This is a genomic window from Pseudomonas fontis, assembly GCF_028656955.1.
Taxonomy (GTDB): Bacteria; Pseudomonadota; Gammaproteobacteria; order Pseudomonadales; family Pseudomonadaceae; genus Aquipseudomonas; species Aquipseudomonas fontis.
Genome location: NZ_JAMDGY010000024.1, coordinates 139,462 through 154,659 on the forward strand (window position 1 = coordinate 139,462; position 15,198 = coordinate 154,659).

Consider the following 15,198-nt stretch of genomic DNA (forward strand, 5'->3'; position numbering starts at 1 on the left):
GGGATACCCATGAGAACAGCCGAGCAGGTTGTCGGTGAAGTCTTTGCCTTGTACCAGCGCCATGGCAACGAGGATTACATCGGCGAGCCGGTGTCACAACTGGAGCACATGTCCCAGGCGGCGCAGCTGGCGCTGGATGAAGGCTACGACGATGAAGTGGTGCTGGCGGCGTTCTTCCATGATATCGGGCATATCTGCGGCGACGCCGAAGGCAGCATGGGCGGCTATGGCGTGGTCAGCCATGAGCAGGTGGGCGCCGAGTACCTGCGCCGTTGCGGCTTTGGCGAACGCATGGCCAAGCTGGTGGAATATCACGTGGCGGCCAAGCGTTACCTGACGTTGCGCCAGCCAGGCTACTACGAGCGCTTGAGCGAAGCGAGCCGGCGCACGTTGGGGTATCAGGGTGGGGTGATGAGCGAGGCCGAGGCTGATGCCTTTGAGCTGGACCCGCTGTGCGCGGTGAGTTTGCGCATGCGCCAGTGGGATGAACTGGCCAAGGAGATGGCGGTGCCGGTGATTGATCTTCAGGTGTTGAAGGGCAAGGCGCTGGCGCTGTTGAACTGATCCAGAAAATCTGTGGGAGCAACTGTCTTGCAGCAAGCTCTGTGGGAGCTGGCCTTGCCAGCGATGCAAGGCAAAGCCTTGCTGACAATTGGCGGCTGCCAGGCAGCCATCGCCGGCAAGGCCGGCTCCCACAGGGACTACAGGTTCTGCACCAGGGTTTCAATCTGCTCCAGGCGCTCTGCCTGGCTCACCCGCGCCCCCGGATTGAGCGATGACCACTGCGGGTGTGCCCGCGCCTTGCTCAGTGCCTCCGGCAGCTTGCCCTCACGCCAGGTCTTGTCCGGCGGGGTCTCCAGCTTGATCCGTTCCAGCGCAGCATGCCCGCGACTGTCCAGCGCCTGCAACAACTGGCGCTGACGCAGCGCCAACAAGCGCAGCACCCCGTCATCCAGCGTCAGCTCCTGCTGCCCCTTCAACTTGCCCAGCAAACGCGAGCCATAGTTGCGTGCGGTTTGCAGCGCGCCCCCGGCAATCGCCCCGGCCAACGCAGCCGCCCCCAGGGTCAAACCGCCGACCAGCAGGTCCACGCCAGCCCCCGCCGCAGCGCCCGCCGCAACGCCGCTGCCCAGGCGTACGCCGAGCAACTTCAGGGTTTCCGGGTTGAACAGGTCATCACTCCAGCGCCCGTCCAGCAATGGCAGGTCACCTGCGCTGGCATCCTCGCGACGGAACGCGTACAGCTTGAGCAGCGCCTCCACACAGCGCTGCTCGCGCTGGCGCACCACCTGGTGCAATTCGCTGATGGCCGCCGCTTCCTGCGCCGGCACCACGCTGCGCCGGCAGGCCGCGCAGTCGATCAGCAATTCGGCAATCAGCCGTTTGGCACTCTGTTGGCGCGCCAAACGCTGCGCCTGCTGATCGTCGATCAGGCGCTGCAACGCCGGGCGGGCGTTCTCCAGCAACAGGGCAAGGCTTTCATACAGCCGGCGCTCGCCATCTTCCGGCGGTGCCACGCTGTCGAACCGCACCAGCGCATGCAACCCGAGCCGCGCCAGTGCCTCGCGCCATTCCGGCTCGCGATGGCTGCTGCTGGCCACGAAGTTGAGCACCGGCAGCAGCGGCTTGCCGCACCCGGCCAGCACTTCCAGCTCGTCGCGGTACTTGGCCAGCACGGGCTCGCGGGCATCGATCACATACAGCCCGGCATCGCTGGCCAGCAGTTGGCGCAGCACCTTGGCCTCTTGTTCGAAGCGCTGGCGCGCCTCGCTGCCCTGGAGAAAACGCTCCAGCCGCGCCGGCCCATCCAGGCGCTCGCCCGGGCGCTCCAGGCGTTCGAGGTAGTCGAGCAGGGCGATGGCATCTTCCAGCCCCGGGGTGTCGTACAGCTCCAGCAACGGCTGGCCGTCCACGGAAAGGCGAGCCCCTTCGACATGCCGCGTGGTGCTCGGGCGGTGCGAGACCTCGCCGAAGCCGACATCGCGGGTCAGGGTGCGCAGCAGCGAGGTCTTGCCGACATTGGTGTGGCCGACCACGGCCAGTTTCAGCGGCTTAGTCATGACCATGCTCCAGCCAGCTCAGGGGCGCCGTATCGGCGTAGGTGAGGTCGAGCTTTTCCAGGGCCTGGTGCCAGTCGCCAAGGCGCTCGGCGTCCAGTGCCTCGCCGGGCGGCGCCTGCATCAGCCAGATGCGCGTGGCGCCGGCATTGCGCGCCAGCTCCGAGAGCAGCGCCAGGCTGCCGCGATCCGGCGAGCGGCGCGGGTCACAGGCGATGGCCAGGCGCGCAGGCGGAAAGCGGCTGAGCTGTTCGAGCAGTTTGTTACGCGACTCGCGGCTGTCGAGAATGCCGGCATTGCTGACTGCAGCCGGCAGGGCGGGCGGCCAGTTGCGCTGAGGGTCCAGCTCTAGGCCGACCAGCAAGGCACCTTCACTGGGCTCGTCGCTACGCGTGCGTTGCACCTGCGGCATATTTTCCGGTTCAGCATCGTTTACGCCAAGGCGCTCGCTGCTGGGCATCAGGGCATCGCGCAACTGGCTGTAGCCGGGCAGGTTGAGGTCCGGGCCCAGGCGTTTGCGGCCTTCGCGCCAGCGCCAGGCACACAGCGCGGCCAGCACCAGGCGCGGGACGATCCCGAATACCAGCAGCACCCCGAGCAGCCAGCCGGCCCAGGCCTGGCGGGCCAGTTCCAATGCGGGCTGGCTGTCACCGCTGGCGCGGATCATGGCGACGTCCGGCACACTGAAACCGAGCAGCGAGGGCAGGGCGCCGAGCGCCTGGGTCAGGCCGATAAAGGTGTCGGCGGAAAGAATGGTGGTTTCCCAGACGAAACCATAACGGCGGGTGGCAAGCAGCATCAGCAGCACCACCAGCGCAGTGCTCAACGCCAGCAGCCACAGGCTGTTCACCAGCAGGCCGAGTAGCCAGCGGTTCAGGCGCTGGCGTTGCAGCAACACCACCAGGGCAGGGGCCAGGTGCACGGCTTGGGCATCACGGGCGAGTTTTTCGCTGAGCCACAGCCACAGCCTGCCCAGGCTGGCGCCCTGTTCGCCGGCCAGCGAAGTGCTCAAGGCCCAGCTCAGCAACATCAACAGGTTCAGCCCGAGCAGGCTGCCCAGGGCCCAGAACACATTCACCGGGCGCTGCCCGTCACCGAGGGCGGCAAAGGCCAGGCCGGCACCGCTGAGCACCGCGAGCACCAGCAACACCAGCAGGGCCAGGCGGGCGCCGTGCTTCCAGCGCCCGAGGGCGCTGCGCAAGCCATCGCGTTCGGCCAACCACAGGGCGCGGTGCTCGATGCGCGCTGGCAGGTCGCCGCCGAGCTGGCGCGCGCGGCGGTTGGCTTCCTGGTCTTCCAGCGGGCCGGCATGTTCTTCGCGCAGGCGCACCGCTTCGGTGAGCCAGCGTTTGTCCAGGTCAGTCAGTCCAGTCACGCACAGGTTCCATTGGTCGAATCAGCCCAAAGCATAACCCAGGCATCGGCGGGCGGGCTTTGCTATCCTCGCCGGCATGAAAACATCACTGCCTCTCAGCCTGATCGCGGCCCTCGCCGAGAACCGCGTCATCGGCATCGACAACCGCATGCCCTGGCATTTGCCGGGCGACTTCAAATATTTCAAGGCCACCACGCTGGGCAAGCCGATCATCATGGGTCGCAAGACCTGGGATTCGCTCGGCCGGCCGCTGCCGGGCCGGCTCAACCTGGTGGTCAGCCGCCAGACCGGGTTGCAGCTGGAAGGCGCCGAAGTGTTCGCGTCGCTGGATGCCGCCATTGAGCGTGCCGAGCAGTGGGCGATTGCCCAGGGCGTGGACGAGCTGATGCTGATCGGCGGCGCGCAGCTGTATGCGCAGGCGCTGGAGCGCGGCCTGGCGGATCGGCTGTACCTGACGCGGGTGGAGCTGCAGCCGGAAGGGGATGCGTGGTTCCCCGAGGTTGATGAAGCGCTCTGGAAGCGGGTGTCGACCCAGGAGAATCCGCCAGAAGAGGGGCGGCCGGGGTATCACTTCGACGTGTGGGAAAAGGCTTAAAAGCATCGCCGGCAACGCCGGCTCCCACAGTGGGCCGGTGTGAGCCCGAGGGGTGTGGGAGCCGGCCTTGCCGGCGATGGGGCCCCTAAGGGCCCCGCATTACTCAGGAGTGTGACAGCTCGGCATGCTCATCGGCATTGAGCAGCGTCTTGTCGGTTTGCTGCATCATCTGGCTGGTAATCGCACCGGCCGTCATCGAACCGTTCACGTTCAGCGCTGTACGGCCCATGTCGATCAGCGGCTCGACCGAAATCAGCAGCGCCACCAGCTCAACCGGCAAGCCCATTGCCGGCAGCACGATCAGCGCCGCGAAGGTCGCACCACCACCTACACCAGCCACACCGGCCGAACTCAGGGTCACGATCGCCACCAGGGTCGCGATCCACAGCGGGTCGAGCGGGTTGATGCCGACCGCCGGGGCAACCATCACCGCCAGCATTGCCGGGTACAGGCCGGCACAGCCGTTCTGGCCAATGGTCGCACCAAACGACGCGGCAAAGCTCGCCGTTGCCTGTGGAATACCCAGGCGACGGGTCTGCGCTTCAATGCTCAGCGGGATGCTCGCGGCACTCGAGCGGCTGGTGAAAGCGAAGGTCAGCACTGGCCATACCTTGCGGAAGAAGCGCAGCGGGTTCACGCCGCTCAGGCTCAGCAGCACGCCATGCACCACGAACATCAGGCCCAGGCCGATGTACGACACCACCACGAAACTGCCCAGCTTGAGGATGTCGTCCATGTTGGAGTTGGCGACCACCTTGGTCATCAACGCCAGCACGCCGTACGGGGTCAGCTTCATCACCAGGCGTACCAGGCGCATCACCAACGCTTGCAGGGTGTCGATGGCCGCTACCGCACGGTTGCCTTTCTCGACGTCATCCTTGAGCAGCTGCAAGGCCGCCATGCCAAGGAACGCGGCGAAGATCACCACGCTGATGATCGAGGTCGGCTTGGCCCGCGCCAGGTCGCCAATCGGGTTGGTCGGGATGAACGACAGCAGCAGCTGCGGGATATTCAGGTCGGCCACCTTGCCGGCGTAGTCGCTCTGGATGGTCTGCATCCGCGCCACTTCCTGGGTGCCGGCCACCAGGCCTTCGGCGGTCAGGCCGAACAGGTTGGTCAGGCCGATGCCGATCAGCGCGGCAATCGCGGTGGTGAACAGCAGCGTGCCGATGGTCAGGAAGCTGATCTTGCCCAGCGAGGTGGCGTTGTGCAGGCGGGCCACGGCGCTGAGGATCGAGGCGAAGATCAACGGCATGACGATCATCTGCAGCAAGGCCACATAGCCATTGCCGACCAGGTCGAGCCAGCTGATGGTGGCCTTGAGCACCGGGTTGCCAGCGCCATAAATGGTGTGCAGGGCGGTACCGAACAGCACGCCGACGATCAGGCCGACCAGGACTTTCTTCGCCAGGCTCCACTGGGTGCGGCGGGTTTGCGCCAGGCCCAGCAGCAGCGCCAGGAACACCAGCAGATTGAGTAGCAACGGCAGATTCATTGAAGCTCCAGGAGAGGTAATGACGGGCATCGCGTCTGGGCGCGCTTGCGAACGCAAATGCTAACAGTCTGAAAAACAACGAATTTAGATCGAAATGGAATGTAGATAGTCGTTTTCGGAATAAGCATAGGTCGTTTTCAGATTTATGCATGACGTTTTGCGGGTGTTCGGGGTCGTTGTCATATCAGTGCGGTCATGGGGATTTGTTAGCGTGAAGTGCCCCTTTTCTGGAGAAATGCACATGATGTCTGCTCCGAAAATCTTCGCCGCCAGCCTCGTCCTGCTGTTTGCCGGGCAGGGCTTTGCCACCGAACTGAAGCACTGGCCTGCGCCGGCCGCCAAACAGCTGGAGAGCATGATCGCCGCCAACGCCAACCAAGGTAATTACGCGGTGTTCGACATGGACAACACGAGTTATCGCTTTGACCTGGAGGAATCGTTACTCCCCTACCTGGAAAACAAGGGCGTACTGAGCCGCGAAAAGCTCGACCCCTCGCTCAAGCTGATGCCGTTCAAGGACACCGCCGAGCACAAGGAGAGCCTGTTCAGCTATTACTACCGCCTGTGTGAAATCGACGACATGGTCTGCTACCCATGGGTGGCGCAGGTGTTCTCAGGCTTCACGCTCAAGGAGCTCAAGGGCTACGTGGATGAGTTGATGGCCTCGGGCAAGCCGGTGCCGAGCACCTACTTCGAGGGGGATCAGGTCAAGACCATCGAGGTGCAGCCGCCGAAGATCTTTGCCGGGCAGGCCGAGCTGTACAACAAGCTCATGGAGAACGGCATCGAGGTGTACGTGATGACGGCGGCCTCGGAGGAACTGGTGCGCATGGTCGCGGCCGACCCGAAGTATGGCTACAACGTGAAGCCGCAGAACGTGATCGGCGTCAGCCTGCTGCTCAAGGATCGCAAGACCGGGGCGTTGACCACGGCGCGCAAGCAGATCAGTGCGGGCAGTTACGATGAGAAGGCCAACCTGGACCTGGAATTGACGCCTTACCTGTGGACCCCGGCCACCTGGATGGCCGGCAAGCAGGCGGCCATCCTCACCTATATCGATGAATGGAAGAAGCCGGTGCTGGTGGGCGGCGACACGCCGAGCAGCGATGGCTACATGCTGTTTCACAGTGTCGATGTGGCCAAGGGCGGGATCCACCTGTGGGTCAACCGCAAGGCCAAGTACATGGACCAGTTGAACGGCATGATCAGCAAGCATGCGGCGGCGCAGGCCAAGCAAGGGTTGGCGGTGACGGCGGACAAGAACTGGGTGATCGTGACGCCGGAGCAGATCCAGTAAATGCTTTAGCTACTGCCTGGTACAAATCCCTGTGGGAGCCGGCCTTGCCGGCGATGAGGCCAGCATTGCTGGCGGCTGGTGCCCAGCCGATCGCTGGCAAGGCCAGCTCCCACAGGGGTGGACAGATGCGTGCAAAATAATACCAATTGCGAATCAGTCGCAACAAATGCTAGCGTGCGCGCTCTTGAGGTCCCGAGGCAGGGTGTGCCGTGTCGTCATGGAATACGCAGATTGCTCGCTTGTTCGCCGAGCAGAAGAAAGCCCTGGAGGCCTTCGTTGCCCGTCGCACCGGCAACGCACAGGTCGCCGCCGACCTGACCCAGGAGTCTTTCCTGCGCCTGGCCCGCCTGCCCGCCGACAAGCAGATCGACAACCTGCCCGCGTTCCTCTTCACCATCGCCAGCAACCTCATTCGTGACCATCAGCGCCAGATGATCCGCCGAGAGCGCCTGGACGGCGGCGAACCGAGCGATGAGTTGCCCTGCAACACCCCAAGCGCTGACGAGCAACTGGCCGCCCTACAGGACCAGGCGCTGATGCACGATGCAATTCAGGCATTGCCCGAGGCGACCCGGCACATCTTCCTGCTCTATCATGTCGACGAATGCACCTACCGGGAGATCGGCGAACGCCTGCAGGTCTCCCCACGCAGTGTCGAATACCAGCTGCGCCGCGCGCTGGTCGACTGTCGGGCCTACATCAAGGCCCGCCTGGCGAACGCTACGCGGAGCCAGCGGCCATGACCTACTTGCCAGATGCCACGGACACCCTGATGACCGACGCCCCTCCAACGGATACCGCCGACGAGCTGTTTGAAGAGGCCAGTGGCTGGTATTTCCGTTTGCAGGCCGACGACGTCAGCCCCGAAGAACACACGGCATTTGCCGCCTGGAAAGCCCAGGGCCCGGCGCAGGAGCGTGCTTGGGCCGAAGTCATCGGCCTGCTCGGCGCCCTGCGCGACCCGGCGCGCAACATCCGCCAGGGCGAACGCGCCGAGTGGCAGCGCAAGCGCCCGAGCCGCTGGCAACGCTGGGCCGTAGCGGCGGCGGTGGTGCTGACGGTCACTGCCGCCGGCCTGCAAACGCCGTGGCCGGACCGCTGGCGGGCCGACTACGCCACCGAAACCGGCGAGTCCCGCGCGTTCCAGCTGGCCGATGGCTCGCGGGTGCAACTGAACACCGACAGCGCGCTGCAGATCAGCCTCGATGGTCATCAGCGCCAGGTCCGCCTGCTGCGTGGCGAAGCCTGGTTCGAAGTGACCCGGGACCCCGACCGGCCGTTCGTGGTGCAAGCCGATGATGGCTGGGTGAAGGTGGTCGGCACCCGCTTCAGCGTGGCCCGGCGCAGTGCGCAAACCCAGGTGCTGGTCGAGCAGGGCAAGGTCGAGGTCAATGCGGGGCGCGGCGCTTCGGTGTTCCTTGAGCCGGGGCGCGGGGTGGCCTACCACGATGGCCAGCTTGACCCGGTGCAACCCTTCGACCCGGCTGCCCGCTTCGCCTGGCGCCAACGGCAACTGGTGTTCCGCCAGCAGCCACTGGCCGAAGTGGTCGCCGAGCTGAACCGCTACTGGCCCGGCAAGGTCCTGGTGCTGGGCGATGCCCTGCGTGAGCGCAAGGTCTCCGGGGTGTTTGAAATCGACAAGCCCGAGGCGGTGCTCAAGGCACTGACCCATACCCTGGGGCTGCGGGCTGACCAGTACATGACCTACCTGCATGTCCTGCGGGAAAGTTAAAAGGCGAAAAAACTTTTCGAATTGTTCAGGGTTTTCTCCAGACGCGTCGTCCTTGATTTCGTAGGCGCAAATAGTAAGCACTCTCAGATAGTGCGCGCCGTTGACCGACTTCGACGATTTGGGGAGCACTACCGATGGAACACCCGACCGCCAACCGGCGCCTGTCTGCACTGCCAACGCTACTCAAGCTGGCCATTGGGCTGGGCGGCGGCGTCTGCCTGATGCCGGCGCATGCCGCCCCCGCCGCGCAAGTGCAGAGCTACCGCTTCGACATTCCGGCGCAGTCGCTGGATTCAGCCTTGGCGGCCTTCAGTACGGTAACCCGGGTTCAGGTGCTGGTCAGTGCGGAACTGACCCAGGCCTTGCATTCGCCGGGCCTGCAGGGCAGTTATCCACAGGGCGAGGCGCTGGCGCGTCTGCTGGCCGGCAGCGGCCTGAGTGCTCGCTATATCGACAACGACAGCGTCACCCTGGAGAAGCGCGGCAACGCCGATGCCGCCCTGCAACTGGGCGCGACCACGGTCAGCGGCAAGCAGTTGGGCGTGACCACCGAAGGCACCCGCTCCTACACCACTGGCGCGGTGACCATCGCCAAGGGCGAACAGAAGCTCAAGGACATCCCGCAGTCGGTTTCGGTGCTGACCCGTCAGCGCATGGACGACCAGAACATCACCACCCTGACCCAGGCGGTCGAAGCGGTGCCGGGCCTGGCGTCGGTGAAATCGCCCGGGCCCGGGATGTTCATTTTTTCCCGGGGCTTCGACATCGAGTCGATGCAATACGATGGCGTGCCGGTGCCGCGCAACGTCTACGCGCTGGGCAGCTACATCACCGAGAACATGGTGATCTACGACCGCATGGAAGTGCTGCGCGGTTCGGCCGCCTTGCTGCAGGGCGCCAACAGCACCACCGGCGCGATCAACATGGTGCGCAAGCGCCCGCAGGCCGAGCCGACCGTCAAGCTGACGGCCAAGGCCGGCAGTTGGGACCGCTATGTCGGCCAGGCCGATGTCGGCGGTGCCTTGAATGATGAAGGCACGATCCGTGGGCGTGCCGTGGTCAACTACGAGAAAGGCCGCTCGTTCACCGATTACGTGTGGAACTGGGAGCAGACCGTCTACGGCGCCGTCGACTTCGACCTGAGCGAAGACACCACCCTGGGCATCGGCGCCAGCAACAAGAAAAGCCACTCGCGCCCCTACCTGATCGCCTTGCCGCGCTACAGCGACAAGACCACGCTGGACCTGCCGCGCTCGACCTTCACCGGTTCCACCTGGAACCGCGCGATGAATGACCAGACGGCGGTGTACCTGGACCTGGAGCACCGCTTCAACGACAACTGGAAGCTCAAGGCCGCTGCCATGGCCATGAACGAGTCCAACGAGGCGACCTACCAGTTCATCGCCGGCTCGGTGACCCCGGGCACCAGCACCGGGCCGCGCTATTCCGATTTCGCCACCGACTTCACCGGTAAAAGCCGTGGCCTGGACGTCTACCTGACCGGCAACTTCGAAGCGTTGTCGTTCGAGCAGAGTGTGCTGCTCGGCGCCAACTACTCGAAGTACACCACCAACGATGCCTATGCGCGGATGTTCACCCCCGGGGTGAATATCGACGATATCGACCACCATCGTCCGTTCCAGGATTTCGACAGCATCGCCGACCAGGCCAACCTCGCCACCAGCACCTACGACATCCGCCAGAAGGGCCTGTACGGCAGCTGGCGGGTCAAGTTGCTCGATCCGTTGACCCTCATCGTCGGCGCGCGCAGCAGCTGGTATGACTTTGCCTTCCACCAGCAGAACTACTTCCAGCGTGAGCTGCAGGACTATGGCGAGAACAACGCGGTACAGACCAATGGCAAGGTCACCCCGTTCTACGGCCTGGTCTATGCGCTGAACGATCAGTGGTCGGCCTATGGCACCTATTCCGAAGTGTTCATCCCGCAGACCGAGCGGACCCTGGACCAGGGCGGCCTGAAACCGATCGAGGGTGACAACTACGAGCTGGGCCTGAAGGGCGAGCTGATGGACGGCCAGCTCAATGCCTCGCTGGCGATGTTCCGCTACATCCACAAGAACCGCGCCGTGACTGACGTGCGCGACATCGGTGAAGAGGGTTGTGGCGGCGTGGCCTGCTCCACGGCGGCGGGCAAGGTGCGCAGCCAGGGTATCGAGGCCGAGCTGAGCGGCGAGGTGGCGCAGGGGCTGCAAGTGGCGGCCAGCTATACCTACAACACCACCAAGTTCCTGGAAGACGAAGCGTTCGAGGGCAAGGTGTTCGCCAAGTCGACGCCCATGCACATGCTGCGCTTGTGGGCTGATTATCAGCTGCCAGGCGACTTCAGCAAGTTCAGTGTGGGGGGTGGCTTGAACAGCCAGAGCAGCACGTTGAGCTTCGACCGTGCTTTCGAGCAGAGCGGCTTTACCGTGTGGAGTTCACGGGTGGCTTACCAGATGAGCGAGGAGATCGCCCTGGCGGTGAATGTGAACAACCTGTTCGACAAGAAGTACTACATCCCGGCGTACAGCCAGGTGACGGGCAACAACTACATGGGTGACCCGCGCAACTTCATGTTCAGTGTGGAGTACACGCCGCAGTTCTGATGGCGTGCTGATCGCCGGCAAGGCCGGCTCCCACAAGGTTTGGTGTGAAACCCAAACCTGTGGGAGCTGGCCTTGCCAGCGAACGAGCGCAAAGCGCTCGCAGCGCTGAGCCAATTACAGCCCGTCGAGCATCGCCTTGTCACGCACGGCGCCCTTGTCGGCACTGGTCGCCAGCAGGGCGTAGGCCTTCAGCGCGGTGGTCACTTTGCGTGGCCGCACTTCAACCGGCTTCCAGCCCTTTTTGTCCTGTTCAACACGGCGCGCCGCCAGCTCTTCATCGCTGACCAGCAGGTTGATCGAACGGTTGGGAATGTCGATCAGCACCTTGTCGCCATCCTGCACCAGGCCGATGGCACCGCCTGCGGCGGCTTCCGGCGAAGCGTGACCAATCGACAGGCCCGACGTACCGCCCGAGAAGCGACCATCGGTGAGCAGTGCGCACGCCTTGCCCAGGCCTTTGGACTTCAGGTACGAGGTCGGGTAGAGCATCTCTTGCATGCCCGGCCCGCCTTTCGGCCCTTCGTAGCGGATGATCACGATGTCACCGGCCTGCACTTCGTCGGCGAGGATGCCGCGCACGGCGCTGTCCTGGCTTTCGAAGATCTTCGCGTTGCCTTCGAACACGTGGATCGACTCGTCGACCCCGGCCGTCTTGACCACGCAACCGTCCAGCGCGATGTTGCCGTACAGCACGGCCAGGCCGCCTTCTTGCGAATAGGCGTGCTCGAAACTGCGGATGCAGCCGTTTTCACGGTCGTCATCCAGGGTTTCCCAGCGGGTCGACTGGCTGAAGGCGGTCTGGGTCGGGATCCCGGCCGGGCCGGCCTTGAAGAAGTGGTGCACCGCCGCGTCGTCGGTCTGGGTGATGTCCCACTTGGCGATGGCTTCTTCCATGCTCGGGCTGTGCACGGTCGGCAGGTCGGTGTGCAGCAGGCCGCCACGGGCCAGCGAGCCGAGGATGCTGAAGATGCCACCAGCGCGGTGGACGTCTTCCATGTGGTACTTCTGGATGTTCGGCGCCACCTTGCACAGTTGCGGCACTTTGCGCGACAGGCGATCGATGTCGCGCAGGTCGAAGTCGATCTCGGCTTCTTGCGCAGCGGCCAGCAGGTGCAGGATGGTGTTGGTCGAACCGCCCATGGCGATGTCGAGCATCATGGCGTTCTCGAACGCCTTGAAGTTGGCGATGTTGCGCGGCAGCACGCTGTCGTCGTTGTCGCCGTAGTAGCGCTTGCACAGCTCGACGATGGTGCGGCCAGCCTGCAGGAACAGCTGTTCGCGGTCGCTGTGGGTGGCCAGGGTCGAACCGTTGCCCGGCAGGGCCAGGCCCAGGGCTTCGGTCAGGCAGTTCATCGAGTTGGCGGTGAACATGCCGGAGCACGAACCGCAGGTCGGGCAGGCGCTGCGCTCGTACTCGGCGACCTTCTCGTCGGAGGCGGTGCTGTCGGCGGCGATGACCATGGCATCGACCAGGTCCAGGCCGTGGCTGGCCAGTTTGGTCTTGCCGGCTTCCATCGGGCCGCCGGACACGAAGATCACCGGGATGTTCAGGCGCAGGGCGGCCATCAGCATGCCGGGGGTGATCTTGTCGCAGTTGGAGATGCACACGATGGCGTCGGCGCAGTGCGCGTTGACCATGTACTCGACGGAGTCGGCGATGATCTCGCGGCTTGGCAGCGAATAGAGCATGCCGTCGTGGCCCATGGCGATGCCGTCATCGACCGCGATGGTGTTGAATTCCTTGGCCACGCCACCGGCGCGTTCGATCTCGCGGGCGACCAGTTGGCCCAGGTCTTTCAGGTGCACGTGGCCCGGAACGAACTGGGTGAAGGAGTTGGCGATGGCGATGATCGGCTTCTTGAAGTCTTCGTCTTTCATCCCGGTGGCACGCCAGAGGGCGCGGGCGCCGGCCATGTTGCGGCCGTGGGTGGACGTCTTGGAACGGTAATCAGGCATGAAGCACTCCTGGCGGCTAATCAGGTAACAAAAAGGGGAGTGAGCTTCTCTTGTCCTTTGCACCGAAGGCAGGTGGCCGCTGGTACGGATGAAGCCGAGGTCGCCGCGGGATCGCCGTGCGCTCAGCCAGAGCTCATAAACCCGCCGGGGATGACTGGCGATGAATAGCCCGATTCTACACCGCTGGCGGCCTGAGGGAATGGCGCGTTGATGGTTGGTGTGCCTTTCCCTGTGGGAGCCGGCCTTGCCGGCGATGCTTTCTGGCCCTATCGCCGGCAAGGCCGGCTCCCACAGGGTTTGCCCTGCTCTCCATTGTCGAGCCGCACAAAGCATCACGCCATTTCATCGCAAGGTGGTGCAGGCCATGCTCAAGCGCCTGGAGTAAACTGCCGCGCATCGCTATGCCCCCACAAAAGGATTTGTAATGCCCGCGTTGAATCGTTCGCTGCCGTTGTACCTGGCCATCGGCCTGGTACAGGGGCTTGTGCTGCTGGGTTTGTCGCTACTCGATATACCGTTGCTGACCGTTGCCGTGGGCAGCGTCGTGCTGGTGGGCGGCACCCTCCTGCAATTGCTCGGTACTGCGGTGAAAGTACGCGGTACCTGGGTGTTGGTGCTGGGGCTGACGGTGTTGATCGCGGCGATCAGCAGCACGCGCTACCTGGGCGATGCCTACGACTGGCTATGGCTGAGCTGGATGGTCGGCGCGCCATTGCTCGCGTACATCTGCACGGCCTTCATCCACAGCTGGCCAACCCGCGAGGGCGCCCGGCCACGCTATCAGGACCTGTTCCAGCATGCCTGGAACAACGTGTTCATCGTGCTCCTGGCCGGCTTGCTATGCGGGCTGTTCATGTTGCTGCTGTGGCTGTGCGCAGGCCTGTTCAAGATGCTGCATATCGAGGTGGTCGCCGAGCTGGTGCGCGCTACCTCGTTCCAGTTGCTCACGCTGCCTGTGGTGTTCTCCCTGGGCATGCGCATGGGGTGTCAGAACGACAAGGTCATTGGCCTGCTGCGCGGCATCCTGCTGACCCTGTGCCGCTTTTTGCTACCGATCAGCGCGCTGACGGCCGTGCTGTTCAGCGCAGCGTTGGCGCTTACCGGCGTACAACCCATCTGGGACACCGGCTATTCCACGACCATCCTGTTGTGCCTGATCGGTGTTCAGCTGTTCCTGGTCAACGGGGTGTTCCAGGACGGTGAGCAACAGGACTATCCACGCGTCCTGCGCCGGCTGGTCGAGGCCAGCTTGCTGTGCCTGCCGGTACTGGCAGGGTTGGCGGCGTACTCGACGTGGCTGCGCATTGACCAGTACGGCCTGACACCGTCACGGGCCCTGGGTGCACTGCTGGTGGCGGTGGCGCTGGTCTATAGCCTGGCGGCTGTGTGGGCGGTGTTGTTTTCGCGGTCACGCTGGTTGGGTGCACTGCGTAGCAGCAACCCGCCGTTGGCATTGCTGTGCGCGCTGCTGATCGTGGCGTTCCACTCCCCGGTGCTGGACCCTGTCGGCCAAAGTGCCCGCAATCAGGTCGAACGCCTGCTCAGTGGGCGCATACCGGTTGCCCAGTTCGATGCGCGCGCCTTGCGCAACAGCCTGGGCAAGGCCGGGCGGGAGCAGTTCGAGGCGTTGGCGGTGCAACTCGAGCGCGGCGAGATACTCGACGAGAGCGGCCGAGCGCAGTTGCGCGAACAAATGGCCGAGGCCGCGCCGTATGCCGAGTCGAGCGGGCCGAAGCTGGAGTGGCTGGGGCCAGCGGAGCTGGGGAGCGAGCAGTTCCTTGCGATGGCCGATGCAAAGATCCAGTGCGGCACGCCGGGCTGTGTGCTGTGGCCGGTTGATCTGGACGGCGACGGGCGCCACGAAGTCATGATGCTCGCCCGGCATCGCTACACCAACAGTGCAACCTTCTATGTGCGTGACACGGATGACCGCTGGCGCGAGGGGGGCACGTTGTATGGCATTGCCGACGCCAGGCTGATGATCCAGCGGATTCGCGACGGCGCCGTTCAGCCAGTCACCCCGCACTACAAGACCTTGCAGGTAGACGGGGTGGAGCTGAGCGTGCGTCAGTCGCGCCAGTAACC

At 64.3% G+C, this 15,198-nt stretch carries 11 protein-coding genes; 7 read left to right on the forward strand and 4 right to left on the reverse strand.

The features are described 5' to 3' along the window. Nucleotides 1-9: 9 nt before the first annotated feature. Complete coding sequence (locus M5G11_RS10095) at nt 10-564, forward strand: phosphonate degradation HD-domain oxygenase (protein WP_273909910.1); 555 nt, start codon at nt 10-12, stop codon at nt 562-564. 137 nt (nt 565-701) lie between these two features. On the opposite strand, the gene M5G11_RS10100 is transcribed toward M5G11_RS10095, so the two are convergent. After that, a complete protein-coding gene (locus M5G11_RS10100; protein WP_273909911.1) occupies nt 702-2,060 on the reverse strand; it encodes a GTPase/DUF3482 domain-containing protein in 1,359 nt (452 codons plus the stop codon). Continuing rightward, nucleotides 2,053-3,432, reverse strand: coding sequence for a DUF2868 domain-containing protein (locus tag M5G11_RS10105; protein ID WP_273909912.1), 1,380 nt, complete (start codon nt 3,430-3,432; stop codon nt 2,053-2,055). Before M5G11_RS10105 ends, M5G11_RS10100 begins: the two co-directional genes overlap by 8 nt. A 76-nt stretch (nt 3,433-3,508) precedes the next feature. Here M5G11_RS10105 and M5G11_RS10110 point away from each other — a divergent pair, with 76 nt between their 5' ends. Further along, nucleotides 3,509-4,027 (forward strand): dihydrofolate reductase, encoded by a 519-nt coding sequence (locus M5G11_RS10110; RefSeq protein WP_273909913.1) that lies wholly within the window; start codon nt 3,509-3,511, stop codon nt 4,025-4,027. Between the two features lie 103 nt (nt 4,028-4,130). Here the strand turns inward: M5G11_RS10110 and M5G11_RS10115 are convergent, their stop codons facing one another. Beyond that, nucleotides 4,131-5,522, reverse strand: a complete 1,392-nt coding sequence (locus M5G11_RS10115; protein ID WP_273909914.1) for an L-cystine transporter — start codon at nt 5,520-5,522, stop codon at nt 4,131-4,133. A gap of 241 nt (nt 5,523-5,763) precedes the next feature. Here M5G11_RS10115 and M5G11_RS10120 point away from each other — a divergent pair, with 241 nt between their 5' ends. The 4 genes from M5G11_RS10120 to M5G11_RS10135 all read left to right on the forward strand — a co-directional run bounded on the left by M5G11_RS10120 (nt 5,764) and on the right by M5G11_RS10135 (nt 11,157). Beyond that, nucleotides 5,764-6,819, forward strand: a complete 1,056-nt coding sequence (locus M5G11_RS10120; RefSeq protein WP_420793794.1) for a haloacid dehalogenase-like hydrolase — start codon at nt 5,764-5,766, stop codon at nt 6,817-6,819. 209 nt (nt 6,820-7,028) lie between these two features. After that, a complete protein-coding gene (locus M5G11_RS10125; protein WP_273909915.1) occupies nt 7,029-7,562 on the forward strand; it encodes an RNA polymerase sigma factor in 534 nt (177 codons plus the stop codon). Then, nucleotides 7,559-8,551, forward strand: a complete 993-nt coding sequence (locus tag M5G11_RS10130) for a FecR family protein (protein ID WP_273909916.1) — start codon at nt 7,559-7,561, stop codon at nt 8,549-8,551. Before M5G11_RS10125 ends, M5G11_RS10130 begins: the two co-directional genes overlap by 4 nt. A 134-nt stretch (nt 8,552-8,685) precedes the next feature. Continuing rightward, the gene (locus M5G11_RS10135; protein WP_273909917.1) at nt 8,686-11,157 is read left to right on the forward strand and encodes a TonB-dependent siderophore receptor; all 2,472 of its coding nucleotides are present in this window, start codon (nt 8,686-8,688) and stop codon (nt 11,155-11,157) included. Between the two features lie 114 nt (nt 11,158-11,271). Here M5G11_RS10135 and ilvD read toward each other — a convergent pair whose 3' ends face one another. Then, nucleotides 11,272-13,113 (reverse strand): dihydroxy-acid dehydratase, encoded by a 1,842-nt coding sequence (gene ilvD / locus M5G11_RS10140; protein ID WP_273909918.1) that lies wholly within the window; start codon nt 13,111-13,113, stop codon nt 11,272-11,274. A gap of 424 nt (nt 13,114-13,537) precedes the next feature. On the opposite strand from ilvD, the gene M5G11_RS10145 reads away from it, so the two are divergent. Then, nucleotides 13,538-15,196, forward strand: a complete 1,659-nt coding sequence (locus tag M5G11_RS10145) for a DUF4153 domain-containing protein (protein WP_273909919.1) — start codon at nt 13,538-13,540, stop codon at nt 15,194-15,196. Nucleotides 15,197-15,198 lie beyond the last annotated feature (2 nt).

Excerpts from the sequence above, each read along its gene's own strand:
- M5G11_RS10095 (WP_273909910.1), top strand. The coding sequence starts at position 10 with ATGAGAACAGCCGAGCAGGTTGTCGGTGAAGTCTTTGCCTTGTACCAG.
- M5G11_RS10100 (WP_273909911.1), bottom strand. The coding sequence starts at position 2,060 with ATGACTAAGCCGCTGAAACTGGCCGTGGTCGGCCACACCAATGTCGGC.
- M5G11_RS10110 (WP_273909913.1), top strand. The coding sequence starts at position 3,509 with ATGAAAACATCACTGCCTCTCAGCCTGATCGCGGCCCTCGCCGAGAAC.
- M5G11_RS10115 (WP_273909914.1), bottom strand. The coding sequence starts at position 5,522 with ATGAATCTGCCGTTGCTACTCAATCTGCTGGTGTTCCTGGCGCTGCTG.
- M5G11_RS10120 (WP_420793794.1), top strand. The coding sequence starts at position 5,764 with ATGATGTCTGCTCCGAAAATCTTCGCCGCCAGCCTCGTCCTGCTGTTT.
- M5G11_RS10130 (WP_273909916.1), top strand. The coding sequence starts at position 7,559 with ATGACCTACTTGCCAGATGCCACGGACACCCTGATGACCGACGCCCCT.
- M5G11_RS10135 (WP_273909917.1), top strand. The coding sequence starts at position 8,686 with ATGGAACACCCGACCGCCAACCGGCGCCTGTCTGCACTGCCAACGCTA.
- ilvD (WP_273909918.1), bottom strand. The coding sequence starts at position 13,113 with ATGCCTGATTACCGTTCCAAGACGTCCACCCACGGCCGCAACATGGCC.
- M5G11_RS10145 (WP_273909919.1), top strand. The coding sequence starts at position 13,538 with ATGCCCGCGTTGAATCGTTCGCTGCCGTTGTACCTGGCCATCGGCCTG.